This window comes from Microbacterium sp. 5K110 (genome assembly GCF_005774735.1).
Classification (GTDB): Bacteria; Actinomycetota; Actinomycetes; order Actinomycetales; family Microbacteriaceae; genus Microbacterium.
Window position 1 is genome coordinate 1 of record NZ_VBUM01000045.1, and the last position, 26,678, is coordinate 26,678.

23 protein-coding genes are annotated in these 26,678 nt (G+C 69.9%); 6 read left to right on the forward strand and 17 right to left on the reverse strand.

Translation table 11 applies throughout. The annotated features are described in order from the left end of the window. The 3 genes from FE256_RS11130 to rfbA form a co-directional block, all read right to left on the reverse strand. Window positions 1-320, reverse strand: a 320-nt coding sequence (locus FE256_RS11130) for a rhamnan synthesis F family protein (protein ID WP_252370984.1), incomplete at its 3' end; no start/stop codon positions are given. An 86-nt stretch (window positions 321-406) separates the two neighbouring features. Beyond that, window positions 407-2,356 carry a rhamnan synthesis F family protein gene (locus FE256_RS11135; RefSeq protein WP_138175597.1) on the reverse strand — a complete coding sequence of 650 codons (1,950 nt, stop codon included), beginning with the start codon at window positions 2,354-2,356 and terminating at the stop codon, window positions 407-409. Window positions 2,357-2,417: 61 nt separating this feature from the next. Continuing rightward, window positions 2,418-3,302 (reverse strand): glucose-1-phosphate thymidylyltransferase RfbA, encoded by an 885-nt coding sequence (gene rfbA / locus FE256_RS11140; RefSeq protein ID WP_138175599.1) that lies wholly within the window; start codon window positions 3,300-3,302, stop codon window positions 2,418-2,420. Window positions 3,303-3,387: 85 nt separating this feature from the next. On the opposite strand from rfbA, the gene rfbB reads away from it, so the two are divergent. Next, entirely contained in the window at window positions 3,388-4,383 is a 996-nt protein-coding gene (gene rfbB / locus FE256_RS11145; RefSeq protein ID WP_138175601.1) for a dTDP-glucose 4,6-dehydratase, read from the forward strand. A 5-nt stretch (window positions 4,384-4,388) separates the two neighbouring features. Further along, window positions 4,389-5,804: a sugar nucleotide-binding protein gene (locus FE256_RS11150; RefSeq protein WP_138175603.1), complete on the forward strand. Its 1,416-nt coding sequence runs from the start codon at window positions 4,389-4,391 to the stop codon at window positions 5,802-5,804. Between the two features lie 12 nt (window positions 5,805-5,816). Here FE256_RS11150 and FE256_RS11155 read toward each other — a convergent pair whose 3' ends face one another. The 10 genes from FE256_RS11155 to FE256_RS11200 form a co-directional block, all read right to left on the reverse strand. Continuing rightward, window positions 5,817-7,862: a DUF7657 domain-containing protein gene (locus FE256_RS11155; RefSeq protein WP_138175605.1), complete on the reverse strand. Its 2,046-nt coding sequence runs from the start codon at window positions 7,860-7,862 to the stop codon at window positions 5,817-5,819. A 96-nt stretch (window positions 7,863-7,958) separates the two neighbouring features. After that, window positions 7,959-10,271: an FG-GAP-like repeat-containing protein gene (locus FE256_RS11160; protein ID WP_138175607.1), complete on the reverse strand. Its 2,313-nt coding sequence runs from the start codon at window positions 10,269-10,271 to the stop codon at window positions 7,959-7,961. Between the two features lie 56 nt (window positions 10,272-10,327). After that, window positions 10,328-10,840 carry a hypothetical protein gene (locus FE256_RS11165; protein WP_138175609.1) on the reverse strand — a complete coding sequence of 171 codons (513 nt, stop codon included), beginning with the start codon at window positions 10,838-10,840 and terminating at the stop codon, window positions 10,328-10,330. Window positions 10,841-10,894: 54 nt separating this feature from the next. Next, complete coding sequence (locus tag FE256_RS11170; protein ID WP_138175611.1) at window positions 10,895-11,830, reverse strand: glycosyltransferase family 2 protein; 936 nt, start codon at window positions 11,828-11,830, stop codon at window positions 10,895-10,897. Between the two features lie 22 nt (window positions 11,831-11,852). Beyond that, window positions 11,853-12,956 (reverse strand): glycosyltransferase, encoded by a 1,104-nt coding sequence (locus FE256_RS11175; protein ID WP_138175613.1) that lies wholly within the window; start codon window positions 12,954-12,956, stop codon window positions 11,853-11,855. Beyond that, entirely contained in the window at window positions 12,953-14,419 is a 1,467-nt protein-coding gene (locus FE256_RS11180; protein WP_252370985.1) for an LCP family glycopolymer transferase, read from the reverse strand. The genes FE256_RS11175 and FE256_RS11180 overlap by 4 nt, the downstream gene beginning before the upstream one ends. Continuing rightward, window positions 14,416-14,883, reverse strand: a complete 468-nt coding sequence (gene purE, locus FE256_RS11185) for a 5-(carboxyamino)imidazole ribonucleotide mutase (RefSeq protein ID WP_138175636.1) — start codon at window positions 14,881-14,883, stop codon at window positions 14,416-14,418. Before purE ends, FE256_RS11180 begins: the two co-directional genes overlap by 4 nt. Before the next feature lie 94 nt (window positions 14,884-14,977). Then, window positions 14,978-16,111, reverse strand: a complete 1,134-nt coding sequence (locus tag FE256_RS11190) for a 5-(carboxyamino)imidazole ribonucleotide synthase (protein WP_138175615.1) — start codon at window positions 16,109-16,111, stop codon at window positions 14,978-14,980. 65 nt (window positions 16,112-16,176) lie between these two features. Continuing rightward, on the reverse strand, window positions 16,177-16,731 hold the full coding sequence (locus FE256_RS11195) for a PH domain-containing protein (protein ID WP_138175617.1): 555 nt from the start codon (window positions 16,729-16,731) through the stop codon (window positions 16,177-16,179). Window positions 16,732-16,790: 59 nt separating this feature from the next. Continuing rightward, window positions 16,791-17,573, reverse strand: coding sequence for a biotin--[acetyl-CoA-carboxylase] ligase (locus FE256_RS11200; RefSeq protein WP_138175619.1), 783 nt, complete (start codon window positions 17,571-17,573; stop codon window positions 16,791-16,793). Between the two features lie 123 nt (window positions 17,574-17,696). Between FE256_RS11200 and FE256_RS11205 the strand changes: the two genes are divergently transcribed. Then, on the forward strand, window positions 17,697-19,319 hold the full coding sequence (locus FE256_RS11205) for an acyl-CoA carboxylase subunit beta (protein WP_138175621.1): 1,623 nt from the start codon (window positions 17,697-17,699) through the stop codon (window positions 19,317-19,319). Further along, a complete protein-coding gene (locus tag FE256_RS11210) occupies window positions 19,316-19,549 on the forward strand; it encodes an acyl-CoA carboxylase epsilon subunit (RefSeq protein WP_138175623.1) in 234 nt (77 codons plus the stop codon). The genes FE256_RS11205 and FE256_RS11210 overlap by 4 nt, the downstream gene beginning before the upstream one ends. Window positions 19,550-19,778: 229 nt before the next feature. Here the strand turns inward: FE256_RS11210 and FE256_RS11215 are convergent, their stop codons facing one another. The 4 genes from FE256_RS11215 to FE256_RS11230 form a co-directional block, all read right to left on the reverse strand. Then, complete coding sequence (locus FE256_RS11215) at window positions 19,779-20,816, reverse strand: hypothetical protein (RefSeq protein WP_138175625.1); 1,038 nt, start codon at window positions 20,814-20,816, stop codon at window positions 19,779-19,781. After that, window positions 20,813-22,069, reverse strand: coding sequence for a sensor histidine kinase (locus tag FE256_RS11220; RefSeq protein WP_252370986.1), 1,257 nt, complete (start codon window positions 22,067-22,069; stop codon window positions 20,813-20,815). Before FE256_RS11220 ends, FE256_RS11215 begins: the two co-directional genes overlap by 4 nt. Then, the gene (locus FE256_RS11225) at window positions 22,062-22,727 is read right to left on the reverse strand and encodes a response regulator transcription factor (RefSeq protein ID WP_138175629.1); all 666 of its coding nucleotides are present in this window, start codon (window positions 22,725-22,727) and stop codon (window positions 22,062-22,064) included. Before FE256_RS11225 ends, FE256_RS11220 begins: the two co-directional genes overlap by 8 nt. A 61-nt stretch (window positions 22,728-22,788) precedes the next feature. After that, window positions 22,789-24,036, reverse strand: a complete 1,248-nt coding sequence (locus tag FE256_RS11230) for a class I SAM-dependent RNA methyltransferase (RefSeq protein ID WP_138175630.1) — start codon at window positions 24,034-24,036, stop codon at window positions 22,789-22,791. A gap of 56 nt (window positions 24,037-24,092) precedes the next feature. Between FE256_RS11230 and FE256_RS11235 the strand changes: the two genes are divergently transcribed. Both FE256_RS11235 and FE256_RS11240 read left to right on the forward strand, forming a co-directional pair. Beyond that, the gene (locus tag FE256_RS11235; protein WP_138175632.1) at window positions 24,093-24,740 is read left to right on the forward strand and encodes a Maf family protein; all 648 of its coding nucleotides are present in this window, start codon (window positions 24,093-24,095) and stop codon (window positions 24,738-24,740) included. Between the two features lie 77 nt (window positions 24,741-24,817). Then, on the forward strand, window positions 24,818-26,584 hold the full coding sequence (locus FE256_RS11240; RefSeq protein WP_138175634.1) for an acetyl/propionyl/methylcrotonyl-CoA carboxylase subunit alpha: 1,767 nt from the start codon (window positions 24,818-24,820) through the stop codon (window positions 26,582-26,584). Window positions 26,585-26,678 lie beyond the last annotated feature (94 nt).

Below are 26,678 nucleotides of genomic sequence, written 5' to 3' on the forward strand. Positions count from 1 at the left end.
GCGTGGTCGGTCATGCCCCAGAAGTCGATGTCCTGCGCGTCCATCCGCTCGAACACCGGACCGTACGGCCGCACCGGACCGAACCACGTGTCATTGGTCAGAACGACCTCATCGAACTCCGACAACCCCGCACCGACGTGATCCAACGCCTCCTTGTGCGCCCAAATATCGAACCCGACATTCTCACGCACCAGCACCTCATCGGACACCGGCTCCAACCGCGCCCGACCCTCCGGCGTCAACCTCCCGTTGACCACCACCAGGATCCGCGCCGCATGCTCCCGCAAACCCGCCAACGCATGCACGACATACTCGTCCACACCCCCACGACGGTCATACACCACATACACCACAAGCCGACGACCAGCCGCAGGAAAGGCGGACGTTCGGGACACCGGGGTTGCGTTCATCGACGGCCTCCCTTGACGAGTCGACGACCGGCCGCGACACCCGCGCGCGCTCCTCGTAGCACGGCGCGTGCTCCGCGACCGACCGGGTGCATGACGGGATCGAGTCGTCGCACCACGTTCGAGTGGTTCGTCTTCATGTACATGCGGAAGAACGCGACGGCTCCACCGATACCCCACCACCCGGCGCGGTGGAGGAACTGGATCTGGTCGACCGGGTAACCCGGAAGGTTGACCGCGAGCTGATCGATCTTGTACTCGATCGACAGATGCGTCAGGCTCGCGTGCTCGGCGGTCAGGACCGTGCGGGCGTGGAGTCCCTCCTCGCCGGCGGCCGCGGTCACGACACGCTCGAGCACCCGTCGAATGTCCGGCACCCGCTTGTGCGAGGTGTCGCGGAAATCGTCGTACGTCCACGCCTTCGACAGCAACGGGCGCAGACCCTCGGGTCGACCGATCCACATTCCGCCCAGGGGTGCGAGCGGCGTGACCCCGTCCAGCGGCACGCGGATGCCGAGATCCTCGGCCACGTCGTGTCCACGGCCGCGATACCACGACCATCCTTCACCCGTGATGGCGTAGCCGGTCTGGATCGGCGGAGGAAGCACCACCCCCAGGCCGGGTTCACGCACGAACAGAGCGAGCACGTTGGCCACGTACTCGGGGCTCGCGAGCAGGTTGTCGCGCATGTAGCGCCGGAAGTAGTCGGAGACCGACCGCCCCCGTCGCGCGGGCACGCGGTCGTGCAGCTTGACGAACACGTCGTACTCGCCGCTCTCGAGTTCCGCCCGGCAGCCGATCAGGAAGGCACTCATGTCTCGTCCGTTCTCGGACGGGATGACGCGGACCTCTCCCATCCGGACGCGATCGCCCTGTGCGTCGAGAAGTTCACGGAGTCCGGGCGCGATCGTGGCGTCGGAGGTCGTGATCACGGCGTCGACGGGTCCCGGGAACCACGAGAGCCGATCGACCAGACCCGCTGTCGACGCAAGGCCTGTGGCGTGGATCACGACGAGGACCCGCAGGCCCGTCGGATCCTCGGATGCCACCACCGCCGTGCGTGGCAGGACATCGAGCATTGCCAGGTTCGTGTTGACGACTTTGGCGGGAACGGTGCGCGCGAGGTTGTCGAGGATCAACGCCACGGGATATCCGTGCGCGTCGACGTCGTCGATGATGGCGCGACCGATGACGGCGTGACGGTCCAGGAACGGCGGCCAGTGGAAGAAGGGACGACGCTTCAGAAGCGGACACCCGTCGCGCATCAACAGCGTCGGATTGAACAGCGCCGGGTGGTCGGTCGGGTAGTCATCGGATGCGAAGGCGACCGCGGGGCGGAATCCATTGCGCACGAACGTCTCGGTGAAGACCGTCTCATGCTTGAGGACGGCATCGAAGTACGACGGCATCTCGGGGAGGTCGCGCCAGTACCGCGCCCAACGCTCCGAGGTGAACATCGAACGGCGCACCGCGATCCAGAACGACTGCAGGTGATACGGGAGAACTCCTTTGCCCGTGAACGGGTTGGGGACCTCGCGCGCGTGGTCGGTCATGCCCCAGAAGTCGATGTCCTGCGCGTCCATCCGCTCGAACACCGGACCGTACGGCCGCACCGGACCGAACCACGTGTCATTGGTCAGAACGACCTCATCGAACTCCGACAACCCCGCACCGACGTGATCCAACGCCTCTTTGTGCGCCCAAATATCGAACCCGACATTCTCACGCACCAGCACCTCATCGGACACCGGCTCCAACCGCGCCCGACCCTCCGGCGTCAACCTCCCGTTGACCACCACCAGGATCCGCGCCGCATGCTCCCGCAAACCCGCCAACGCATGCACGACATACTCGTCCACACCCCCACGACGGTCATACACCACATACACCACAAGCCGACGACCAGCCGCAGGAAAGACCACAGCACGCTCCACCTCAGCCCCCGTCATGGCATCCTGCAACTTCTCGGATACGGCAGGGGGCGCCCACCGCTCACAGAACAGACCGAGCTTAGATCGGCCCGCCGTGGCTTGTCTGAGCGAGAGCCTTGAGCAAATACTCGCCGTACCCGCTCTTGACAAGCGGCTCCGCGCGCTCGCGCAACTCGTCGTCCGAGAGGAACCCCATACGCCAGGCGACCTCTTCGGGGCACCCGATCGACAGGCCCTGGCGCTTCTCGACCGTGCGGATGAACTCCGTCGCCTCGCTGAGCGAGTCGAAAGTCCCGGTGTCGAGCCACGCCGTTCCGCGCGGCAGAAGCTCGACCTTCAAGGCACCACGTTCGAGGTAGCGGCTGTTGATGTCGGTGATCTCGAGCTCTCCGCGCGGCGAGGGGGTGAGCGAGCGGGCGATCTCGATGACGTCGTTGTCGTAGAAGTACAGCCCTGGAACGGCGTAGTTGCTCTTCGGGTGGGCCGGCTTCTCTTCCAGCGAGACCACGTGCCCGGCGTTGTCGAACTCCACGACGCCGTAGGCCGTCGGGTCGGCCACCCAGTAGCCGAAGACCACGCCTCCGGTCAGGTCGGTGTACTGACGCAGGCGCGTCCCCATGCCCTGCCCATAGAAGATGTTGTCGCCCAGCACGAGCGCGACCGAGTCAGACCCGATGTGCTCCTCGCCGAGGAGGAACGCCTGGGCGAGTCCGTCGGGTGAGGGCTGGACCTTGTACGTCAGCGAGATACCGAAACGCGATCCGTCGCCGAGCAGCCGCTGGAACTGCTCGGAATCCTGTGGCGTGGTGATGATGAGGATGTCGCGGATGCCGGCGAGGATCAGGGTCGACAGGGGGTAGTAGATCATCGGCTTGTCGTAGACCGGGACGAGCTGCTTCGAGACGCCGAGCGTGATGGGGTGCAGTCGTGACCCGGTTCCGCCCGCGAGAATGATCCCACGCATTCCTCGATTGTCGCCGACGCGCGCGATCCCCGCCAATCCGTCGACTCGCTCAGGGCCGTCGAGTACGCCGGGCTAGTCTGGCCCCATGCGTCTGCTTGTGACCGGCGGTGCCGGGTTCATCGGTTCCAATTTCGTCCACCATGTCGTGAGCCACACGGATCACACGGTGACGGTGTTGGACAAGCTGACCTACGCCGGCAACCGGGCGTCGCTGGCGGGGTTGCCGGAGGACCGCGTGCGACTGGTCGTGGGCGACATCGCCGACGCCGCCGTGGTGGATCCGCTCGTGGCCGAGGCGGACGCGGTCGTGCATTACGCAGCGGAGTCGCACAATGACAACTCTCTGCACGACCCGCGGCCGTTCCTGGATACGAACATCATCGGTACGTACACGCTGTTGGAGGCCGCCCGCCGGCACGATGTGCGGTTCCACCACATCTCCACCGACGAGGTCTACGGCGACCTCGAACTGGACGACCCGGCCCGTTTCACCGAGTCCACCCCGTACAACCCCTCCTCGCCCTACTCCTCCACCAAGGCCGGATCCGACCTTCTCGTGCGGGCGTGGGTGCGCTCGTTCGGCGTGCGCGCCACGATCAGCAACTGCTCCAACAACTACGGCCCGTACCAGCACGTGGAGAAGTTCATCCCCCGGCAGATCACCAACGTCATTCGCGGTATTCGCCCGAAGCTGTACGGCACCGGTGAGAACGTGCGCGACTGGATCCATGCCGACGACCACTCCTCCGCGGTGCTGACCATCCTCGACAAGGGCGTCATCGGCGAGACCTACCTGATCGGCGCCGACGGCGAGAAGGACAACAAGAGCGTCGTCGAACTGATCCTCAAGATCACTGGACAGCCCGTCGACGCGTACGACCTCGTCACCGACCGGCCCGGGCACGACCTGCGCTACGCCATCGACTCCACGAAGTTGCGCACCGAACTCGGGTGGACCCCCACGTACGGCGACTTCGAGTCCGGTCTGGCCGCGACCATCGACTGGTACCGCGACAACGAGGCCTGGTGGGCTCCGGCGAAGGACGGCGTCGAAGCGTTCTACGCCAGCAAGGGACAGTGACCGGCATGGCCACCGACTTCGGTAAGAATCTCACCGTCACGACCACCCCGATCCCCGGGCTGATCGTCCTCGACCTCCCCGTGCACGGCGACACCCGCGGCTGGTTCAAAGAGAACTGGCAACGCGCGAAGATGACCGCCGCCGGGATCGACCTGCCCGACTTCGGTCCCGTGCAGAACAACATCTCCTTCAACGACGCCGTCGGCACCACCCGCGGCATCCACGCCGAACCATGGGACAAGTACGTCTCCGTCGCCACCGGCCGCATCTTCGGCGCCTGGGTCGACCTCCGCGAAGGCGACACCTTCGGCGCCGTCTACACCACCGAGCTCGACCCCTCGAAAGCGATCTTCGTCCCCCGCGGCGTCGGCAACTCCTACCAGACCCTCGAACCCGACACCGCCTACACCTACCTCGTCAACGACCACTGGTCCCCCGACGCCACCTACACCTTCCTCAACCTCGCCGACGAGACCGCCGCGATCGACTGGCCCATCCCCCTGGACACCGTCGAGATCAGCGAGAAGGACAAGAACCACCCCCGCCTCGCCGACGTCATCCCGATGCCGCCGAAGAAGATCCTCGTCACCGGCGCCAACGGACAGCTCGGCCGCGCCCTCCGCAACGAATACGGGGAACACCCGTGGATCGAGTACGCCACGCGCGACACCCTCGACCTGACCTCCCCCGACCTTCCCACCGCCCGCCGCTGGCGCGACTACGGCACCATCATCAACGCCGCCGCCTATACGAAGGTCGACACCGCCGAAACCCCCGAGGGCCGCGCCGAGGCCTGGGCCGCGAACGTCACCGCCGTCGCCGCCCTCGCCCGCATCGCCACCACCAACGGGATCACCCTCGTCCACATCTCCAGCGACTACGTCTTCGACGGCACGAAGGACGGCGCGTACACGACGAGCGACCCACTCGCCCCCCTCGGCGTCTATGGGCAGACCAAAGCCGCCGGCGATGCGATCGTCTCCATCGTTCCGCGTCACTACATCCTGCGTACGAGCTGGGTCATCGGCGATGGCAACAATTTCGTCCGCACCATGGCCTCCCTCGCCGAACGCGGCATCGACCCGCGCGTCGTGAACGACCAAACCGGGCGTCTCACTTTCACCGACGACATCGCCGCCACCGTTCGCGCGCTGCTGGAGTCGGAGGCACCCTCCGGCGTCTACAACGTCACCTCCGCCGGGGACCCCCAAACGTGGTACGACATCGCCCGCGAGGTCTTCCGCCTCACCGGGCACGACCCCGACCGCGTCACCGGAGTCAGCACCGCGGAGTACTTCACCGGGACGACCGGCCCGGTCGCCCCACGTCCCCGCAACAGCGTGCTGGACCTGGATGACGTCGGGGGGCGGATCCGCACCCTCGATGGCCGGGAGCGGTTGGCAGAGTACCTCGGCCGCTGACGCGGGCCAGACTCACTTCACGACTTCGTAGATCCGGAAGCTCGACGGGCCTTCTTGCACGGTGTCGCTCAACACCACGCAGGGCGAGTCGATCGCGACTTCGCTCAGCACCCACGTCACGTGCTCGCGCGCGAACGGCGCGCACGCATCGAAGGTCATCTGCACCTGGTCGGGGTAAGGATTGCGAGGAGCAGGGTCGCCCTCTCCCAGCACCCAGGACACCATGCCGAGCCGGTTCCATTCCTCCTCCGCAGCACCGGTGGGGTCGATCTCGGACCACATCTCCCGCGACGGCGCCCCCTGGAAGCCGTTCAGCGCGGTGACACCCGATTCCAGGAGCATCATCGTCGGAAGCGACGTCGAGGTGATTCCGACCCAGGTACCCGGATCTTGAGCGTCCCTCTCCTGCACGGTGCGGACAGTTGCCGTCTCCCTCAGGTCCAGCACACCGCGATACAGCGGATTGACGCCCAGCGAGGAGACGACCGAGACGATGAGGAACATCGCCGCTCCGATTCCGGCCCATCCTCGGGCGAAAGCCCCCACCGAGAGAACGCAGAGGAGGGCCAGCACTGCCCCCAGCAGCAACGCCGATCGCGACATGTCCGCGACGTAGGCCTGCAGCCCCATCTCACGGCCGATTCGCCAGAGGACGAACACGAACGACAGCGCCACGAGCGCCATCGCGGAGAGCGGCACCCACCAGGGCGCCCGGCGCCCGCTCGCGGAGCGCATGTCGTCGAGCAGCCGCGCGGTCAGCGGAACGAGCACGAAGCTGAGCACCCCGAAACCGATCCGTATCCGCCCGTAGGTCGTTCGGTCCAGGAAGAAGAGGTGAGCGATCGGATCCCAGCCCGGGATTACCAGGAATGCCACCATCACCACGCCGGATACCAACAACGCGACCGCGGTGCCGTCGACGCGGCGATCGGTCCGCCAGAGGGCGACGAGCACCCAGACGATCGCGACGACGAGGAACAGTCCGGGGAGGAAGAACGTCGACGCCTCGGGCGCGTTCATTGCGAACGGCGCGCCCGTGGTGCGCCCGAGATCGAACGAGAGAAAGCCTGCGAAAAGCTGGGCCAGCTCGGACGTCCCGGCGTGGCCCACCTCTTGCAATCGTTCACCGGGGTAGACCGTCGATGTGAAGCCCTCGATGGTGGACCACCGCGTGAGAAGCCAGACGACCATCACCACCGCAGCGACGAGTCCCGCCGCGAGGAGCGGAACGATGCGCGTCACCCGCTCACGCAGCCGAGACCCGTCGCGGCGGGTGAGCACGAGTCCGATCACGAACGCCGCAGCGACGAGCACGACCGGCACGATGAACGGTGCGTACACCCCGACGGCCATCGCCGCCGTGGTCCAGGCCGTGAGGCCCGCCAGTATCCACGCTCCTCGTCGTCTTCTCGACTTCAGGCACCACACGGCGGTGGCCATCACGAGGAACGCCCACGCGGCAGGATAGAGCGTCGTCGACAGATACCACCATTGGAAGAACGGCGAGAAGAAGAACCCCACGGCGAGCGCCGCAGCAGCGAGCGGCCGCCGCGGCATCAACACCGCAGCCAACAGGTAGCCCGCAGCGATGACGGCGAATCCGGGCAGCCACCATTTCATCGCCATCGCCTGGTCGAGCGGGAGGACGAAGAAGCCCAGGAGGTGCGGGCGAAGCGCGGTGGACCAGTCGGTCGTGGGGAGATCGTTCTGGACGGTGGCATCCATCCCGCCCGGGAACGTCTCGTTCCGGGGCGGCAGCCCCTGCTCCACCTGCGAGATGACCCAGGACGTTTGCACGAACCACTCGTCGCTGCGGATGGGCGCGGGCTCTCCGGCTATCAGTGCCGGATCCTCCGTCTCGCTGATGAGTCCGTGGACGACGCCGGTCGACGAACCCGTCAGGCCCAGGGCGACGAAGAGGACGAGAACGGCCGCGAGGAATCCCAGGGGGATGCCGACGACTTTGGCATTGGGGAGCCCGTCCGTGCGCGGCTCGACGAAACGGCCGTAGGCGGCGAACACGGGCCGCCAGGGGCGAACGGGCTTCGAGGTACTCACGTGGTCGAACTCACTTCCGAGGCTGCAGACCCTCTAGTCTCATCCAGCACCCGCTACTGGCGCCAGTCGAGGAAAGCCGGGTGCCCGGGGACCGGCTCAGCGGATCTGGCCCATCACGTTCCACCCGATGCCAGCGAGTGACCGACCGAGCCATCCGCCGCGACCATCGCCCCGGTAGAGATAGAGATCACCCTTCGTGTCGGTTCCGAACACGTCGGGTCCGGCGGCGCCGTCGAAGTCACCGGCACCGAAGACGGTCCCGAAGACGTTCCACCCCTCCCCGATCACCCGGATCGAGCCCCAATTGCCGCGACCATCCACCCCGAACAGCCAGAGGCTGCCGTCCGTGCGCCGCCCCAGCAGATCGCTCACGCCGTCACCGTCGATGTCGCCGGCCGCCGAGAGCGAGTCGATCACCTGCCATCCGACACCGACTTTGACGCCTTGGCCGGTCAGCCAGCCCCCCATGCCGTCGCCACGATAGAGCCACAGGTCGCCCGCGGCGTCACGCGCAACCACATCGACCCGACGGTCACCGTCGAAATCGATCCCACCGGTGATCAGCCCGAATCCGTTCCAACCGGATCCGATGACGGCCGGCCCCGCGAACGTGCCGTCGCCGCGCCCCTTCCACAGTTCGAACTGACCGTCCGAGGTGACACGTCCCAGGTCGGGCCGACCATCGCCGGTGAAGTCCCCGAGGGGGACGAGAGTCGCACTCCCCCACTTCGCGTTCGACTCGATCGGGCCCTGCCACCCTCCGCCGCCGTTGCCGGGGTAGACCGTGAGCACGCCCTTCTTGGTCACCGCGGCGACATCGGCGCGTCCGTCACCGGTGAGATCGCCGACTCCGCCGGGGAACGCCTTCCTCCACCCGGGCGACGCCCCTTCCGCCGTGACGGTCTGCATCACGCTCCAGCCGCTGCCCACCGGCGACGACGACCTGCTGAAACGACCAGAATTATCACCGGCGAACGACCACAGCAGTCCGTTGCGATCGACCGCGAGCAGATCGGCGACGCCGTCGCCCGTGAAGTCACCGGGCATCGTGATGGACGTCATCGACCCCCATCCTCCGCCGAGATGGGTGCGGCCATTCTGCCAGCCGCCCGTACCGTCGCCTCGGTAAAGCCACAGGTCACCGCTGGCGTCACGACCGAGGAGATCCTGTTTTCCGTCCCCGGTGACGTCGGCGCCGCCGACGACCGCGGTGAACCCCGTCCACCCGCTGCCGACGACTCGCGAAGCCGCAAAGGTGCCGTATCCCGTTCCCTTCCAGAACAGCAGCAGACCGGCCTTCGTCGTGGTGTAGACGTCGGGGATGCCGTCGCCGTCGGCGTCGCTCGCGGCCGTGATGAACGTGGCATCCGACCAGTCGACGTCGATGCGCTTGCGCGCGAGATCGCCGGAGCGCTCTTCGAGCGGACGCAGCCAGACCTTCATGTCACGGTCGACGACGATCATGTCGCGTCGCTGATCGCCGTCGAAGTCGCCGACGGCAAGCACACGATCCGTCGACGCGATGCCGCCAGCGGTGCGAACACGGTCACCCCAGGTCGCGTTCTTGAACGGGTAGGACAAGACCTGGCCCGTTCCGTCGATCGCCACGATGGACGGGTCAACGCCGTAGCGCGGAACCGTGGGCTGGACCCGCGTCGACCCGAACCAGTCCGTGAAGATGCGCCAGAAGTTGCGGTTGCCGTAGGCCGAGCAGCCGTCCCCTTCCCCGTACAGGTTCCGAAGGGCTGCGGCGTTGGGGACGTACGGGGTGTAGATGTACAGGGCCGCCGTCGCCGCGTTCTCGATGTAGACGCGCTGCGTGCCGCAGTTGTTATAAGGGTGGTACAGGATGTTGTTCCAGCGACCGGCCTGATAGCCCCACCACGTCGGGTTCATGCGGTAGATCTCGAACTGCCGCGCACCGTAGTACACCTGGTAGAAGAATCCGGCGGTCGACGAATCGCACGGCGCGGTGTCCGGGCATCCCTGACCGGTGGCCGCGAGGTACTGACCCTCCTCGGGCCACGTCGACGACACGAGGCGCTGTTCCTTCTCGAGCAGCACCAGGAGCGCCTTCTGGCTTATGCCGCACGAGCGGGCGACCTTGTCGATGATCGTGGACGCGCGCTCGTTGGGAGCACCCGTGTACCCGTTGCAGTACTTGTCAGCCGGCCGATCGTCGGTGGTCTGCCGGTAGTCCTTCAAACAGGTGAAACCGCTCCGACATTGCTTCACCTGACGCTCCAGGAACGCCTGGATCTCGGAGGATCCCATCGCCGTGCCGTCGAAGAACACCGCGTCGTCGATGATGTTCCCGGCGTTCCAGTCGGCCGCGTTCGCGGCGGACGCGGATGCTACGGGGGCCACGGTCGCGGGGAGCGCGACGGGGACGGCTACCAGAAATGCCACCGCGCACACCCAGGCCGCGAGGACGGCGACGGCGCCGCGGCGGCGCGACCGAGCGATCACGGGGCCGGCTCGACCGTGGAGACGGCCGACTCGGCGCGCGTCGTCGACGACTCGTAGCGCACCCGGAACTGCAGGTCGTCAGCGGGCGCGTCGACGGGGATCGACATCACGCCGCAGTAGGTCACGTCGTTGCCCTCGGCTCCGGTCACGGACACGGTCCGATCTGTTCCGACGAGTTCGAGCGTGCACGTGCCGCCGCCCTCCGAGACCTTCGGCACCATCGCCGTGACCTCGAGCCGCCCATCGAGGATCTCGGCGGTGACGACGAGGACGTCGCCGGTGAACGGGGTGACCGTGGGGCTCGGAACAGCGGTGCCGGTCGGCGCAGCCGAGGGGGTGGGTGACGCGGTGGCGGATGCCGAGCCGCTCGAGGTGGGCGTGGGGCTCGCCCCTCCGACGGGCGTCGCGCACCCGGCGAGGGTCAGCAGCGACAGCGCCACGACGGGGACGACCCACCGACTCATCCTCTTCGTCGAGGGGGAGTGAGGGGCGGCAGTCAGGCGAATCACGCGATCATTGTGCGGTGTCGCGGCCCGGATCGGCAGCTGCCACGCCGCGCGAGGTCAGCTGCGCGTCGTATATCGCCGCAGCCGACGCAGCCGCGACCACAGCGGCTGATGGGCGTCGATCTCGCGGCGCACGTCCTCGCGGATCTCCGCGCGGAGTCGTGCCGCGCTCTCCTCGGCGCGCTCGTCGAGCCGAGCGAGCAGCTCTGCCTGGAGCGCGGCGAGGTAGAGCGGAAGCCCCTCACCCTCCCGCCGGGTCCACTCCGCGAGCGCCCGGTCACGGACGAGGGCATCATCGTGCGCGTGCGCCCCGGCGAGTTCGAACATGCTGTTCGCGGCGACGCCGGTGGCATCCGGTCTCTGCGTCCAGTATGCCAGCGGCTCGCCCGCGAGGAACCCGAACCCCGCCCGCGCGAGCACCCGCAGGTAGAAGTCCCAGTCCTCGACCGCGTCGAGCGACTCGTCGTACCAGCCGGCGTCGCCGTGGACGGCGGCGCGGTAGAGGACCGAGATGGGGACGGCGCGGTTGACGCTGAGCATCTCGGTCAGCGATATGCGCTGCATCCCCGCCCAGAACGGAGCGCGTCCGACCTCGACCCATGCGCCGTCCCGCTCCTCCTCGTACACGATCTCGGTCGCGACCGAGACCGCCGCATCACCGGGGTGGGTATCGAGCCAGGCGACGGTGCGCGCGAGGAATTCCGGATGCCAGCGGTCGTCGTCGTCATGCAGCACGACGAACTCGGTCCCTGCCGCGCGCACCCCGACATTGGCGGCGATGCAACGACCGCCCGCGCCGGGAGGGATATGGACGACCTCGACAGGTACCGCAGCCTTGGCGACGACCCGGTCGACCTCGGCGGGCACGCCTCCGTCGTTGACGACGACGACACGGCGATCAGGGAACGTCTGCGCGGCGATGTCGTCGAGGGCCCGGCGCAGGAAGTCGGGGCGCTTGCGGGTGCGGACGACGATTCCGACGCGCGCGGTCATGGGTTCGAGCATAGGGCCGGGTCTACAACTCCGCGTGCAACGCCCACACCCGGTCGGCGCACGCTTCCCAGGCGAAGCCCTTCGCGCGGTCGCCGGCGAGCACGCGCAGACGCTCCGCGTCCTCCCCCAGGGCGCGGGTGATCGCCGCGCCGAGGTCGTCGGCACCCGCGTACACCGCCGCGTCCGCGAGCACCTCCCGGTGCACGGCCGTGTCGGCCGCCACGATCGGCACGCCGACGGCGAGCGCGTCGACCGCGCGCCACGGCCAATCGGTGCGGGTGCTCGGGGCGACGAATGCCACCGCGTGCGAGAGCACCGCGGCGCGATCCCAGGGGTCGAGCGATCCGCGGGCGTGCACGCGGGTCTCGGCGATCCCGGCGGCGGAAGCGAGGTCGGCCACGGCCGGCTCCTCCCCCTCGGGCACGTCGACGACGACGACGTCGCCCTCCCATCCGGCCGCGGTGACGCCCGCGAACGCGGCGGAGAGGCCGTCGGAGGCGACGGCGCCTCCGGCGACGGCGAGGAACGACGACGGCAGGTCGAGCGCGCGCAGCCGCCCCACGGCATCCGAGGGCACGCGGAAACCGCGGACGGGCGCGCCGCCGATGACCCGCACCTTGGCGACGAGCTTGGCCTTGGCCACCTCGGCCAGGCGTTCGGCCATCGCGTGCGAGGGAACGACGACGGCGTCGGCGTGCTTGCCCACGCGCGAGAGCAGGGCACGGGCGGCCAGGACCTCGGCCCGGGGCAGTTCGTCGGGGGTCTCCCACGCGCGCAGGTCCCACAGCGTCACGACGATCTGGTGCGTCTCGTTGACGCGATCGTGACGCACGAGCGGGGCGAGCGGCGTCGGCGAGTGGATCAGGCCGCGGCCGATCCCCGGAGCCACCCCGAGCTGCCAGGATGCCGCGAGCTCGCGCCGCCGCATCGACAGCCGCGTCTCGGATGTCAGGCCCGTCACCCCGACGTCGTCGGGCAGGCCCGGAGACGGCACGATCGCGGCGACGTCGCAGCCGCGCGGGGCGGTGTCGACGAGCGCTTGAGCGAGCGACGCGGAAGCCTCGGCGAGGTCGCGGGAGGTGGGGCTGACGAGCTGGTCCAGCACGACGCGGAGGGTGACGGTCACGGCGCGGGTGCCTCCGTCTCGGTGGGCGGGTGGAGCTTGTCGCGCAGAATCTGCTGGACCTGGGCGTAGTCGGGGTCGAACTCGTCGACGCCGCCTTCGGGGGTGAGTTCGATCGTCGTGACCGGCTCGCCCTTCGCCTTCAACGCGAGGTCCACGAGGGTCGGGGCGATGAGACCCTGCGGCAGATCGGTCTCGACGACGTTCGTCCCGGCCTTCCACACCTCCGTGAAGTGCTGGAGCACGTTCTGCGGAGTGAACTGCGCGAGGATCGCCTCCTGCAACTGCCGCTGACGCCGCATGCGATCGAAGTCGCTCGTGGTGTACCGCGAGCGGGCGTACCACTGGGCGGTGTCGCCGTCCATGTGCTGCGCGCCCGGCTCGATCCAGCCGAAGGCCCAGTCGTCCACCGGCTGGCCGTCGTAGGCGGGGCCGCCCTTGGGGAGTCGCTCGTCCACGGTGATGTCGACTCCGCCGAGCGCGTCGACGACGTCGGCGAAGCCCTTCATGTCGATGAGCACGTAGTACGGGATCTGGATGCCGAGGATGCCCTCGGCGGCGTCCTTCGTGGCTTCGATACCGGGCTCCGAGCCGTTCGCGACCGCGTCGGGATACAGGGCATTGCCGTCCTTACAGACCTCGACCTCGGTGCGCAGCTGGTTGATGCCGCTGCCCCACCCGCACGTGGCGTTCGCGAATCCGGTGTGACCGTCGGGGTACTCGTCCTGCATCGGGCCCGGCGCGAACGGGAAGTGCGGCATGTCGCGCGGGATGCCGGTGATGGTCACCGCACCGCTGGAGGCGTTGATCGAGACGACGGAGATGGAGTCGAATCGCATCGAGTCGCGTCCCTCACCGGAGTCGGCGCCCAGGAGGAGGATGTTGTAGTAGCCGTCGGACGGCGGGACGACGGGAGCGGACTCGGCGAAGATCTGCGCGAACCCGTCGCGGGTGGTGCCCGCCGCCTGAGCCGCCCACGCCGCCCCGGAGCCGGTGAGAACCAGCAGGCCCACCGAGACGAAGGCGATGGCGAACCGCGCAAGGGGGCCGGTGCGGACGAGCCGCACGAGCCGCAGCGTGTCGATCGTCAGGACGATCCACAGCACGACGTACCCGATGAGCACGATCTGCACGACGGTGAGCGGCACCCAACGGAACCACGACAGGAAATCGGGGATGAAGGATCCCGTGGCGAGTGCGAACAGCCCGCTCGGCCACAGCAGCGCGCCGAGGGCCGTCAGGACCAGCACCGTCCAGAGGAAGAGGGTCGCCGCCAGCCCGAACCGACCGAGGCGGCGGTTGCCCGCGAGGATCTGCGCCGATCCCGGCACGAGGACGTTGAGAACGACGAGCCACCAGCCACGTCGCGTCATGACCTCCCGCGACGAGACATCCGGGTTGCGCATCGGCCGCGACTCCACGAGCGGCTCGCGCGTCCGCGGCCGCGGCGGCGCCGACAGCGTCACAACGAGTCCTTCAGACGGCGGTTCTTCTCCTCCACCTGGGCTTCGAGATCGGCGGCATAGGCCTCGACCCGGTCGCCCAGAGCAGGATCGGCCGCGCCGAGGACGCGGGCGGCCAGAAGACCGGCGTTCCTGGCGCCGTTGATGGACACCGTGGCCACGGGGATCCCGGCCGGCATCTGCACGATGCTGAGCAGCGAGTCCAGTCCGTCCAGCGTCGCCAGCTGCACCGGCACGCCGATGACCGGCAGGGCGGTGACCGAAGCCAGCATGCCCGGGAGGTGCGCCGCCCCGCCCGCACCCGCGATGATCGCGCGCAGCCCCCGCGCACGGGCCTCGCGGCCGTAGCGGATCAGCTTGTCGGGCGTGCGATGCGCCGAGACGACCTCGACCTCGTGCGGGATGCCGAACTCGGTGAGCACCTGAGAGGCGTCGCTCATCACGCGCCAGTCGGAGTCGGAGCCCATGACGACGCCGACCACCGGCGTCTCGGAGGAATGCAGTGGCCGGGTCACCGGTCCAGGCTAGGGCGGGTCGCTGGAAGATCGCGCAACGGCGCGCTCAGTCGAAGAATGCCGCCGCCGCGCGGCCCTCGTAGACCACGTCATCCACGTCGTCGCCGGCGACGTTGATGTGCCCCACCTTGCGGCCGGGGCGCGGATCCTTGCCGTAGGTGTGGATCTTCGCCGTCGGATGCGCCGCCATCGCCGGGGCGAACCGCTCGGTGAGTCCGCCCTCGGCCGGCCCGCCGAGGATGTTGATCATGACCGTCCAGGGCGCCACCGCCGCGGTCGATCCGAGCGGGAGATCGAGCACCGCCCGCAGGTGCTGCTCGAACTGGCTCGTCACCGCGCCGTCCTGGGTCCAGTGACCGCTGTTGTGCGGGCGCATCGCGAGCTCGTTGACGAGGATGCGCTCGTCGGTCGTCTCGAACAACTCGACCGCGAGCATCCCGGTCACCCCGAGGCCTTCTGCCACGGCGACGCCGATCTCGGCGGCGGCGCGCTCGAGCCGCTCGCCCGCGCGCGGGGCCGGAGCAATGACCTCGGCGCACACGCCGTCGCGCTGGGTCGTGGCGACGAGGGGGTAGACGCGGACCTCCCCGGAGGGGCGCCGAGCCACCTGCTGGGCGAGCTCGCGCGTGAAGTCGACGAGCTCCTCCACCAGGAGCGCACCACCGCGGGCGTCCTCGGCGAGCGCGGCGAACCAGTCGTCGGCCTCGGTGGCGGCGGACACGACCCGCACGCCCTTGCCGTCGTAGCCGCCGCGGGGGGTCTTCACGACCGCGCGGCCGCCGTGCGCGTCGAGGAACTCCTGCAGCTCCGTGGCGTCGGACACCGCCGCCCAGTCGGGCTGCGGCATCCCGAGCTCGGCCATGCGCTTCCGCATCACGAGCTTGTCCTGCGCGACCGCGAGGGGTGCGGGGCCGGGGTGCACGGCGACGCCGGCCTCGACGAGGGCGGCCAGGACGTCTTGCGGAACGTGCTCGTGGTCGAAGGTGAGGACGTCGACGTCGCGCGCGAAGCGCAGCACCGTCTCGGCGTCGCGGTAGTCACCGACGGCGGTGGCGGCCAGGCTCGCGGACATGCCCTCGCTCTCGGCGAGGACCCGGATGTCGATCCCGAGTTCTTCGGCGGGCGCGATCATCATCCGCGCCAGCTGTCCGCCACCGACCACTCCGACTCGCAGCGCCATGCCGCTCCTTCCGTCCCGTCCATTGTGGCCGTCGCACAGCGGGGTTGCACACCGGGTGCTCGGGGTCAGGCGTCGATCGCGCCCGAACCGTTCGATTGCGAGTCCCGGTGGGCGAGGATCTGGTTCACCTCGACCTGGTCGACCAGCGTCTCGTGGACGAGGAGGGCGTGCGGGACGTTCTTCAGCCGCATGGGGGGCTCGACGCCGTTGGAGAGAGTCAGCGTCCCGGCTCCCCACATGCGCTGCAGGATGCCGCGGCGCATCTGGATCGCGTACCCCCGGACATGCGAGATCTCGCGACTGCTCGATCCGAAGAACCCGGAGCGTTCGATCACGCGACGCGTCGTGATCGTCCAGGACCGCGACAACCAGACGAAGTACGGCACGATCACCAGCAGCAGGACCAGCGCGCCCGCGGCCGTCAGGAGCATCCAGTCCTCGAAAGGAGAGGGAAGGTTGCCGAAGAAGTACGTCGTCGCGCCGGCGACGGCGATGAGCACGAGCGCCGACCAGAAAAGCCGGCGCGAGTGACCGCGCAACCGCGCGATGCGCCGTTCGGGCGCCACCGAACCCGGGGCCGGCGTCCGCGGGCGGCCTCCGTAGCTGGTCGGCTGGGTCACGGTTTCATTCTGGGGGACAGGACCCACGACGCCGCCCGCACACGCGGGTGGCGGGCGGGTCAGCGCACGTGGACGACGTCGCCCGCGGCGACGACGGTCTGGATCGTGCCGGACTCCACGACCAGCCGCCCCTCGGCGTCGAGTCGCTCCGCCCGCCCGTGCAGGGTCGTCTCGTCGGGGAGGGAGACCGACACTTCGCGGCCGACGGTCGCGCAGAGCTTCTCGATGTCGCGATGCACGCGCGCGACGTCGCCGCTCGACAGAGTGGCGAGGAACTCTGCAAGGGCCTTCACGTAGTCGGCGAGGAGTGCGTCGTCGTCGACGTCGATCCCGATCGCCGCGAACGAGGTCGCCGTGGACACGGGGAGATCGGCACGGGTCATGCGGGTGTTCACCCCGGCGCCCACGACGACCGTGTCGAGGGATCCGGGAACCGCCTCCGCGAGGATGCCGCAGATCTTGCTCCCGTCCACGAGCACGTCGTTCGGCCACTTGAGCTCGGCCTTCGAGCCGTGGCCGGAGAGCCTGCTCTCGACCGCGCGGGCCATGGCCGCTCCGGCCGCCAAGGGGATCCAGCCGCGCATCTCCATCGGCACGCGCCCGGCGTCGACGACGACGGAGACGGCGAGCGCGGTACCCGCCGGCGCGGTCCACGTGCGATCGAGCCGGCCGCGCCCGGCCCGCTGGTCGTCGGTGACCAGGAGCGACAGGTGGGGCCAGCCGGCGGGGTCGGCGGCCACGGCGGCCACGACGTCGGCGTTGGTGGAGTCGGTCGTCTCCACGATCTGGACGCGCGGGCTCAGCGCGGCGGTGAGTGGGAATCCGGCAGCGGGGATCGGCATGTCCACACCCTAGGCAACACCCGGGGGCGACGGCATCCACTTGCCTTCTCCCGGGTAGTGCCCCTCCCGGCGATGGATGGATGCCACAGCGTCTCGCGTGGGGGCTTGTGCGCACCCTCCAACATGGGCACCGACGCGGTCGCTAGGGTGGAAAGCGTGACCGACCAGCCCGATCTCTTCACGACCGCCGGCAAGATCGCCGACCTGCGCACGAGGTTCCAGGAGGCGGTCGTCGACGCCGAAGCCGCCGCGCGCACCAAGCAGCACGCCAAGGGCAAGCTCACCGCCCGCGAGCGCATCGAGATGCTGGTCGACCCCGGCTCGTTCGTCGAGCTCGACGAGTACGTCCGGCACCGCACCGCCGCCTTCGGCATGGACAAGTCCCGTCCCTACGGAGACTCGGTCGTCACCGGCACGGGCACGATCCACGGCCGCACGGTCGCGGTCTACGCACAGGACTTCTCCACTTTCGGCGGATCGCTCGGCGAGGTCGCCGGCGACAAGATCATCAAGGTCATGCAACTGGCCCTGCGCAGCGGCATCCCGATCATCGGCATCTTGGACTCGGGCGGCGCACGCATCCAGGAGGGCGTGGTCGCCCTGGGCAAGTACGGCGAGATCTTCCGCCTGAATACGGCGGCGTCGGGCGTGATCCCGCAGCTGTCGATCATCATGGGCCCGGCCGCCGGCGGCGCGGTCTACTCCCCCGCCCTGACCGACTTCGTGATCATGGTCGACAAGACCAGCCAGATGTTCGTCACCGGCCCCGACGTGATCAAGACCGTCACCGGCGAAGACGTCGGGATGGAGGAGCTCGGCGGCGCCCACACGCACAACACCCGCTCCGGCGTCGCGCACTACCTCGCCGACGACGAAGACGACGCCATCGACTACGCCCGCACGCTCATCGGGTTCCTCCCCGACAACAACCTCTCCGAGCTGCCCGTCTACGAGACGCCGTTCGAGTTCGAGACCACGGATGCCGATCGCGCACTGAACACCGTCATCCCCGACTCCCCCAACCAGCCGTACGACATTCACACCGTCATCGAGGGCATCGTCGACGGTGCCGACTTCCTCGAGGTGCAGCCGCTGTTCGCCCCGAACATCGTCATCGGGTTCGGGCGTATCGAGGGCCGCACCGTCGGCATCATCGCCAACCAGCCCTCTCAGATGGCCGGCACGCTCAACATCGACGCGGGCGAGAAGGCGAGCCGTTTCGTCCGTTTCTGCGACGCGTTCTCGGTGCCCATCGTGACCCTCGTCGACGTGCCCGGCTACCTCCCGGGCACCGACCAGGAGTGGACCGGCGTCATCCGCCGCGGTGCGAAGCTGCTCTACGCCTACGCCGAGGCCACCGTGCCGCTGGTCACCGTGATCCTCCGCAAGGCCTACGGCGGCGCGTACATCGTCATGGGCTCCAAGCAGCTCGGTGCCGACATCAACCTGGCGTGGCCCACCGCCGAGATCGCCGTCATGGGCGGTCAGGGCGCGGTCAACATCCTCTATCGCGGCGAGATCAAGCGCGCCGAGGAGGCCGGCGAGGACGTCGCCGCCGTCCGCACGCGCCTGGCCAACGAGTACACCTACAACGTCGCGTCGCCGTTCCTGGCGGCCGAGCGGGGCGAGCTCGACGGCATCATCGAGCCGGCGCAGACGCGCGTCTCGATCGCGAAAGCCCTGCGGGCACTGCGCAACAAGCGCGCGAGCCTGCCCGCCAAGAAGCACGGGAACATCCCGCTGTGAGCGACACGGCATCCGACGATTCGCTGGCGACCGTCGCCCGGGTCGTCCGCGGCGCACCGACGCCCGAAGAGCTGGCCGCGGCCGTCGTCGTCGTGAGCGAGGCCTTCGCGCGCGAAACCGCGGATGCCACGGCCCCCGAGGACGCCCCCCGCTCGCGCTGGGAGCTCTCGGCGCGGGGCCTGCGCTCCCCGCTGAACCGCGACGCGGGCTGGCACGGCTTCACGGGCTGACTGTCCCCCTAAATACCTACAGACGGAGCGGAAACGCTCACGGATACTGGAGGAGCTGGAACGCATCACGCGTTCGGCCGGGCCGCTCCATCGAGCCGGTTCCGGCCACGCGGGCGGTTTTCGGGTAGCCGTTCGCATGGGTGAGGGGCAGGCGATTCGCCGCCCCTCACCCCTCACTTTTTCTCCGCGAAAGAGCGCAGTCTTCCGGGCCGGCGGTGAGCGGTGCCCGTCAGCTGGGCCGACGGATCTCGCGCCACAGGTCGACGGCGTCCTCGTCGGCACCGGCCCCCTCGGATGCCGTGCGGCCGACCACCGTGACCGCCACCTCGTGATGGGGCGAGGTGCGGATGATGAGCCGCTCGGAGGAGGCCTCGCCGACGATCCCGGCGAGTTCGCTGCGGATCTCGGCGAGCGCGGGAGCCGGCAGCCCTTCCAGCCCTCCCTCGTCGAAGAGCATGACGATCGTGCCGCGACGACGGGCGGCATCGATCTGCGCGCGCACGCCGTCATCGAGGAGGCGGGGGCTGCGCAGTTCGTCGCGCAGGCTCTGCTCCGCCAGCCGGGCCGAGTTCTTCTCGCTCGGACGCAGGTTGCCCCCGGTCTCGATCGTGCGGCCGAGCACGGGGCCGGCCACGTGCAAGGCCCGTTGGACGTGCAGGCGCCGCTCGCGCTGGCGACCGCTCTGCGACGCCTGCCACGCCGAGGCCGCCTGCTGAAGCTCCGAGAGCTGCTCGGCGTCGTGGGCGACCCGGTCCAGAGCGTAGGAGATCAGTTGCGCCGCGGCGACCCACACGAGCGACCCGACGAGTCCGAGACTCAACGCCGCGAGGGGACCGAGCCAGACCGCCGCCGAGAGGGCCATGAGGCCCGTGCCCACCCAGGCCACCGCCGGGCGGCGGCGGACCATGACCACCGTCATCAACGCGCCGATGCCGCCGATCACCCACGTGACGAAGGGCTGGGCGCGGCCCGCGTCGCTGACCGCGGCGAAGGCCGCATTGGGCACGACGACTGCGGCGAGCAGCGCGAGGGCGGCGGCCCACCGCGGCGGGACGATGCGCGGGCCGGGGAGGCCGCCGTCGGCGGCGGCGCGCTGCCGCGTCGGCAGCAGGATCCACACCCAAGTGATCGGCAGGTAGATGACCAGAGCGGCGACCAGCAGCCAGCCCCGATCGACCGTATCGGGAAGCGTCCAGAGCAGGCTGCGGGCAGCGAGGTACGCGGTGAAGGCCAGGGCGATGCCCGCGAGGATCGAGCGAACGGTCACCAGCGATCCCCGCTCTCCCACTCGAGCGTCACCGTCGTCCCCGCGGGCGTGGAATCCACCGCGGACCGGCCGCCGACCGCGGTGACGCGGGCGATGATCGATCCGCGGATGCCGAGCCGATCGGCCGGGATCGCGTTCACGTCGAAGCCGCGACCGGCGTCTCGCACGCGGATGGTCACGCCCCCGGGCTCGGCGTGGCCGACGACATCGACCGACAGCGCGCGCGCTTCGGCATGCTGGACGGCGTTGGCCACGGCCTGCATCGCCGCCAGGACGAGCGCGCGGGCGACGCGACCCGGAACGCGTGGGGTGCCCTCCTGCACGCGCCGCTGCACGACGAGTTCCACCCCGAAGTCGCGCGCCGACGTCTCGATGTCCTGGGCGAGGGCCGTGGCATCCATCGGCTCGTCGCTGCCCTCGAGGGCGTCCTTCTCGGCGTTGGCGAGGCGGGTGAGTGCCTCTCGGGCCATGCTGACCGCCAGTGTGCGCTCGCGCGGGGTCGACGCACGCTCCGCCGCCAAGAGGGCACCGAGGACGCTGTCGTGCATGAGCGCCGCCACCGCGACGCGTTCGTGTTCGGTCGCCGCGGTCGCCGCGGCCGAGGCATAGCTCGCCACGGCGCGCGCCCGGGTCTCGTCGACGTTCGCCGCGATCGAGCGGTACATCCACGTCAACGTCACGAGGACGCTCCCCAGGATCAGGGCGAACGAGACGTCCAGAGCCACGGGTAGAAGGAATTCGGGGCGCCCGCCGGCTTGGAGCAGCCGGACCACGCCGAAGAGCAAGGGGGCCGCGACCGTCCACGCCACCTGCAGGGCCAGCGGGAAAGCCACCACGGTGGCCACGGTGGCCACGTTGATGAGGTAGAAGATCCACGGGTTCTGGGTCGGCGAGGGCGGCTGACCCCCGGCCGTGGCGATGGGCCACAGCGCGAGCGCGATCACGAACACCACGGCGAACAATCCCGAGAACAACCGCGCGAATCGCCCGACGCCGCACGCGACCACCATGGCCAGGAGGGGGACGAAGACGCCGACCACGAGGGGGAGGTGCCACCCCTCGGCTTCGTCGCTCGGACCGAAGGCGGCGACGAACGCCTGCACCCCGAGGACCAGACAGGCCGGCCCGACCAGCAGCGTGATGACCCGCTCGATGCGCTTCTGCGTGAACGACCCGGGGTCGTCGCTGGTCTCTCGCGTGTGCGGGATCCTCCCCCACGCCTCGTCGAGGACGGAGCGATCGACGTCAGGCATCGCCTGGCGTCTCGGGAGCGTCATGGAGGATGCCGTCTTCCATCGCCCGCCGCAGCAGATCGACCTTCGTCGGGGCGGGGCGACCGACCTCGACGTACTTCACGCGGACGCGCGTGATGTTCTCTTTCGCGGTGGAGTACGCCACTCCCAGGCGCTCGGCGACGGCCTTGAGGGGCAGGCCCGCGGCGTACAGGCGGAGCACTTCCCGCTCGCGCGCGGACAACTGCGCATCCGCGAACTCGCGATCGCCCTCGACGGCGCTGGCCCACTCGACGTTGTCGAGCAGCTCGCCCCGCGCCACCGTGCCGATCGCCGCGAGCACCTCGTGCGTGGGCGAGGACTTGCTCACGATCCCCGCCGCGCCGGCGGCGAGCGCCTCGCGCACCGCGGCCGGGCGGTCGGCGACGCTGTGGATGATGACGCTGGACCCGTCGCGCACGACCCGGTCGACGTTCTCGGACACCGTGGTGCCGTCGCCCAGGGTGAGATCGAGAACGACGACGTCCGCCGGGGCCTCGCCCGCGGAGCGACGCCACTCGAGATAGGTGGCCACGTTCGCGCCCGAGGAGACCACTTCGAACGACTCGGTGCGCGCGAGCGCGGCCTCGAGGCCGAGACGGACCGATTCGTGGTCATCGATGAGGGCGACGCGCGTCATCTCCTCATCGTATCGGCGCGGCCCCTCGGATAGCGGGACTCCACATGCGCCGATCGGCGGGTCACCGCCGCAGCGCGACCACGGCCTCGACGTGGTGGGAGTTCGGGAACAGATCCAGACCCCGGATCCCCCCGTCGGCCCGGTAGCCGTGCTCGGCGAAGATGGCCAGGTCACGGGCGAGAGCCACCGGATCGCACGCGACGTAGACCACCGCGCTCGGCCCCAGCGCGGCGAGGCCCTCGACGACGTCCCGCCCGGCGCCCGCCCGCGGCGGGTCCAGGACCACGACACCGCGCGAGAGACGCTCGCGCTCCCGCTCCGAGGCGTCGGCGACCAGCCCGCCGACATAGCGGTCCACCCGGGCGGTCTCGGCGCGCGCGCCGACCCACTCGGCGAGGTTCTCTCCCGCGTGCTCGGTCGCGCGCGCATCGCTCTCGACGCTGATCACGCGCGTGGCGACGCCGCCCATGTCGGCCAGCGCCGCGGCGAAGAGTCCCACCCCTCCGTAGAGGTCGAGGTGGGTGGCATCCGGGTCCAGGTCGCCGACGCTCGCGCGCACCCGTTCGGTCACGGCATCCGTGAGCGCGGCGGCCGCCAACCGGTGCACCTGCCAGAAGCCGCCCGCGTCCACCCGGAAGACGCGATCGCCGACGCGTTCCTCGACGACCTCGGCCGGAGCGGCGTCGCGCGTGCCGTCCGGACGCGGCAGGACGCGCACGCGGCCGTCGGCGGGCTGGACGAGGTCGATGCGGCCGACGGCGCCTCCGCGCAGCTCCGCCGCGGCGCGCGCGACGGCGGCCGTGGCCAGCGGCAGGTCGGGGGTCTCCACGACCCGGTGCGAGCGCGGCGCGAAGGGGCCGACGCGACCGGCCTCGTCGACGTGCAGGCTCACGCGCGTGCGCCAGCCCGTGCCGTCGGGGGTCTCGTCGGCGCCGGCCGCGCGCACCTCGACCGGCAGCTCGAGGCGGCCTACGCGCTCGAGGGACTCCCGGATCACACGTTCCTTGAGCGCGCGCTGGTGCGCGAGCGCGATGTGGCCGAACTCGGCGCCTCCCGCACGCTCCTCAGGCGCGCGGTCGATCGACGCGGACGCCCACACGTGCGGGCGACGCTCGGGGGCCGCCTCGAGCACCTCCAGCGTCTCGGCGCGCCAGAACGCCTTCTTGCGGGTGTCGGTGAGCCGGACGCGCACGCGCTCCCCGGGCAGCGTGTCGGGCACGAAGACGACGCGACCCTCGTGCCGCCCGACGAAGATGCCGCCGTGGGCGACGCCGGTGATGTCGAGATCGATGAGGTCGCCGTTGTGCATCCCCCGAGCCTGTCACACGCGGCTCCGGTGGGGCTGTGCGTCGGTAGCGTGGACGCATGCGCGTGTGCTTGGCATCCACTTCCCCCGCCCGGATGATGCTCCTGCGGCAGGCCGGCATCGAGCCGGAGGCCCGCGCGCCGCGGGTCGACGAGGAAGGGGTGATCGCCGAGGTCGAGGCAGCGGAGGGACGCCGGCTCCCCGCCCCCGAGCACGTGCTCCTCCTCGCGCGGCGCAAGGCCGCCGACGTCGCGCACCGGCTGCACGCGGACGACCCCGACTTCGACGGGTTCGTCATCGGGGGCGATTCGATGTTCGCGCTCGGCGACGAGATCCTCGGAAAGCCCTATACGCCCGAGGCGGCGACTGCCCGGTGGCGGGAGATGCGCGGGCGCACCGGCATCCTGCACTCGGGCCACAGCGTGTTCCGCCTCGTCCCCGGCGCGGAGCCCCGCGAGGCGTTCGCCGTCGCCGAGGCGTCCGTCAGCTTCGCGTCCGACGTCGACGACGACGAGATCGCGGCGTACGTCGCCAGTGGCGAACCGCTGCACGTGGCCGGCGCGTTCACGGTCGACAGCCTCGGCGGCGCGTTCATCGACCGCGTCGAGGGCGACCCGTCGACGGTGGTCGGGATGTCGCTGTCGACGGTGCGCCGATTGGTGCGGGAGCTCGGCGGCTCGTGGACCGAACTGTGGAACCGTTCGTAGACTCCCCCACACGTTTTTCGGCGTTTCTTGTCGAGGAGGGTCAAAAGAGCGGCAGCCGGCCTCGATAGGCTGGGCGGATGCCGAAGATCGCCAAGGTTCTCGTCGCCAACCGCGGCGAGATCGCCGTCCGTGTCATCCGCGCCGCACGCGATTCGGGTAAGGCCTCGGTCGCCGTCTACGCCGACCAGGACCGGGATGCCCTGCACACCCGCCTCGCCGACGAGGCCTACGCGCTCGATGGCGCCACCAGCGCCGACACCTACCTGTCGATCGAGAAGATCCTCTCGATCGCCCGCCGCTCCGGCGCCGACGCCGTGCACCCCGGCTACGGCTTCCTCGCCGAGAACGCCGACTTCGCCCGCGCCGTCATCGACGCCGGCCTGATCTGGATCGGCCCCGCACCCGCAGCCATCGAGGCCCTCGGCGACAAGGTCACCGCGCGTCACGTCGCCGAGAAGGTCGGTGCACCGCTCGCCCCCGGCACCCCCGGCCCCGTCGCCGGAGCCGACGAGGTCATCGCCTTCGCCGAGCAGGTGGGGCTGCCCATCGCCATCAAGGCCGCGTACGGCGGCGGCGGGCGCGGGCTGAAGGTCGCCCGTGAGCTCGACGAGGTCGCCGAGATGTTCGAGTCGGCCACGCGCGAGGCCGTCGCCGCCTTCGGCCGCGGAGAGTGCTTCGTCGAGAAGTACCTCGACAAGCCGCGTCACGTCGAGACCCAGTGCCTCGCGGATGCCGCCGGAAACGTCGTCGTCGTCTCCACTCGCGACTGCTCGCTGCAGCGCCGTCACCAGAAGCTCGTGGAAGAGGCGCCCGCGCCGTTCCTCACCGTCGAGCAGAACGCGGTGCTGTACTCGGCATCCAAGGCGATCCTCCGCGAGGTCGGCTACGTCGGGGCCGGCACGTGCGAATTCCTCATCGGCGCCGACGGCACGATCTCGTTCCTCGAGGTCAACACGCGCCTCCAGGTCGAGCACCCGGTCTCGGAAGAAGTCACCGGCATCGACCTCGTCCGCGAGCAGTTCCGCATCGCCGAGGGCGAGGAGCTGGGCTACGACGACCCCGCGCCGGTGGGCCACTCGATCGAGTTCCGCATCAACGGCGAAGACCCCGGCCGCGGATTCCTGCCCCAGCCCGGGCCTATCCACGTGTTCAAGACCTTCGGGGGTCCCGGCCTGCGCCTGGACTCCGGCGTCACCGCCGGCGACAGCGTCTCGGGCGCGTTCGACTCGCTCCTGGCCAAGATCATCGTGACGGGCCGCGACCGCGCCGAGGCGCTCGAGCGCGCGCGCCGCGCCCTCGACGAGTTCGAGGTCGCGGGGCTCCCCACCGTGCTGCCCTTCCACCGCAAGGTCGTCCGCGACCCCGCCTTCACCGCCGAAGACGGCCGGTTCGGTGTGTACACGCGGTGGATCGAGACCGAGTTCGTCAACGACATCCCCGCCTGGGACGGCGAGCCCGAGGCTCCGACCGAGGCTCCCGGCCGGCACACGGTCGTGGTCGAGGTCGGCGGCAAGCGCCTCGAGGTCAGCCTCCCCGACCGCATCGCCGCCCCGGCCGGCAAGCCCGGGCGCCCGGCCGCGGCCCCGCCCTCGCGCCGCTCGCACGCCGCGTCCCCGACCGCGGGAGCCACCGGTGACGCCGTGAAGTCGCCGATGCAGGCCACCGTCGTCAAGGTCGCCGTCGAAGAGGGACAGCAGGTCGTCAAGGGCGACCTCGTCGTCGTGCTCGAGGCGATGAAGATGGAGCAGCCCCTTCAAGCCCACAAGGACGGCACCGTCACCGGGATCGACGCGAGCCCCGGCACGACCGTCGCGGCGGGCCACCCTCTGCTGCTCATCAGCTGAGGCATCCGCCCTCGTCCGGCGCCGCATCCCTTCGGGGTGCGGCGCCGTCGTTCGTCGCGGGGCCGGGCCGGGCGGAGCCGGGCCGGGTCGGGCT

Coding starts and splice junctions, on each gene's coding strand:
- FE256_RS11205 (WP_138175621.1), top strand. CDS start 17,697: ATGGGCACCGACGCGGTCGCTAGGGTGGAAAGCGTGACCGACCAGCCC.
- FE256_RS11170 (WP_138175611.1), bottom strand. CDS start 11,830: ATGACCGCGCGCGTCGGAATCGTCGTCCGCACCCGCAAGCGCCCCGAC.
- FE256_RS11240 (WP_138175634.1), top strand. CDS start 24,818: ATGCCGAAGATCGCCAAGGTTCTCGTCGCCAACCGCGGCGAGATCGCC.
- FE256_RS11200 (WP_138175619.1), bottom strand. CDS start 17,573: ATGCCGATCCCCGCTGCCGGATTCCCACTCACCGCCGCGCTGAGCCCG.
- rfbA (WP_138175599.1), bottom strand. CDS start 3,302: ATGCGTGGGATCATTCTCGCGGGCGGAACCGGGTCACGACTGCACCCC.
- purE (WP_138175636.1), bottom strand. CDS start 14,883: ATGGGCTCCGACTCCGACTGGCGCGTGATGAGCGACGCCTCTCAGGTG.
- rfbB (WP_138175601.1), top strand. CDS start 3,388: ATGCGTCTGCTTGTGACCGGCGGTGCCGGGTTCATCGGTTCCAATTTC.
- FE256_RS11150 (WP_138175603.1), top strand. CDS start 4,389: ATGGCCACCGACTTCGGTAAGAATCTCACCGTCACGACCACCCCGATC.
- FE256_RS11225 (WP_138175629.1), bottom strand. CDS start 22,727: ATGACGCGCGTCGCCCTCATCGATGACCACGAATCGGTCCGTCTCGGC.
- FE256_RS11135 (WP_138175597.1), bottom strand. CDS start 2,356: ATGACGGGGGCTGAGGTGGAGCGTGCTGTGGTCTTTCCTGCGGCTGGT.
- FE256_RS11220 (WP_252370986.1), bottom strand. CDS start 22,069: ATGCCTGACGTCGATCGCTCCGTCCTCGACGAGGCGTGGGGGAGGATC.
- FE256_RS11235 (WP_138175632.1), top strand. CDS start 24,093: ATGCGCGTGTGCTTGGCATCCACTTCCCCCGCCCGGATGATGCTCCTG.
- FE256_RS11230 (WP_138175630.1), bottom strand. CDS start 24,036: ATGCACAACGGCGACCTCATCGATCTCGACATCACCGGCGTCGCCCAC.
- FE256_RS11190 (WP_138175615.1), bottom strand. CDS start 16,111: ATGGCGCTGCGAGTCGGAGTGGTCGGTGGCGGACAGCTGGCGCGGATG.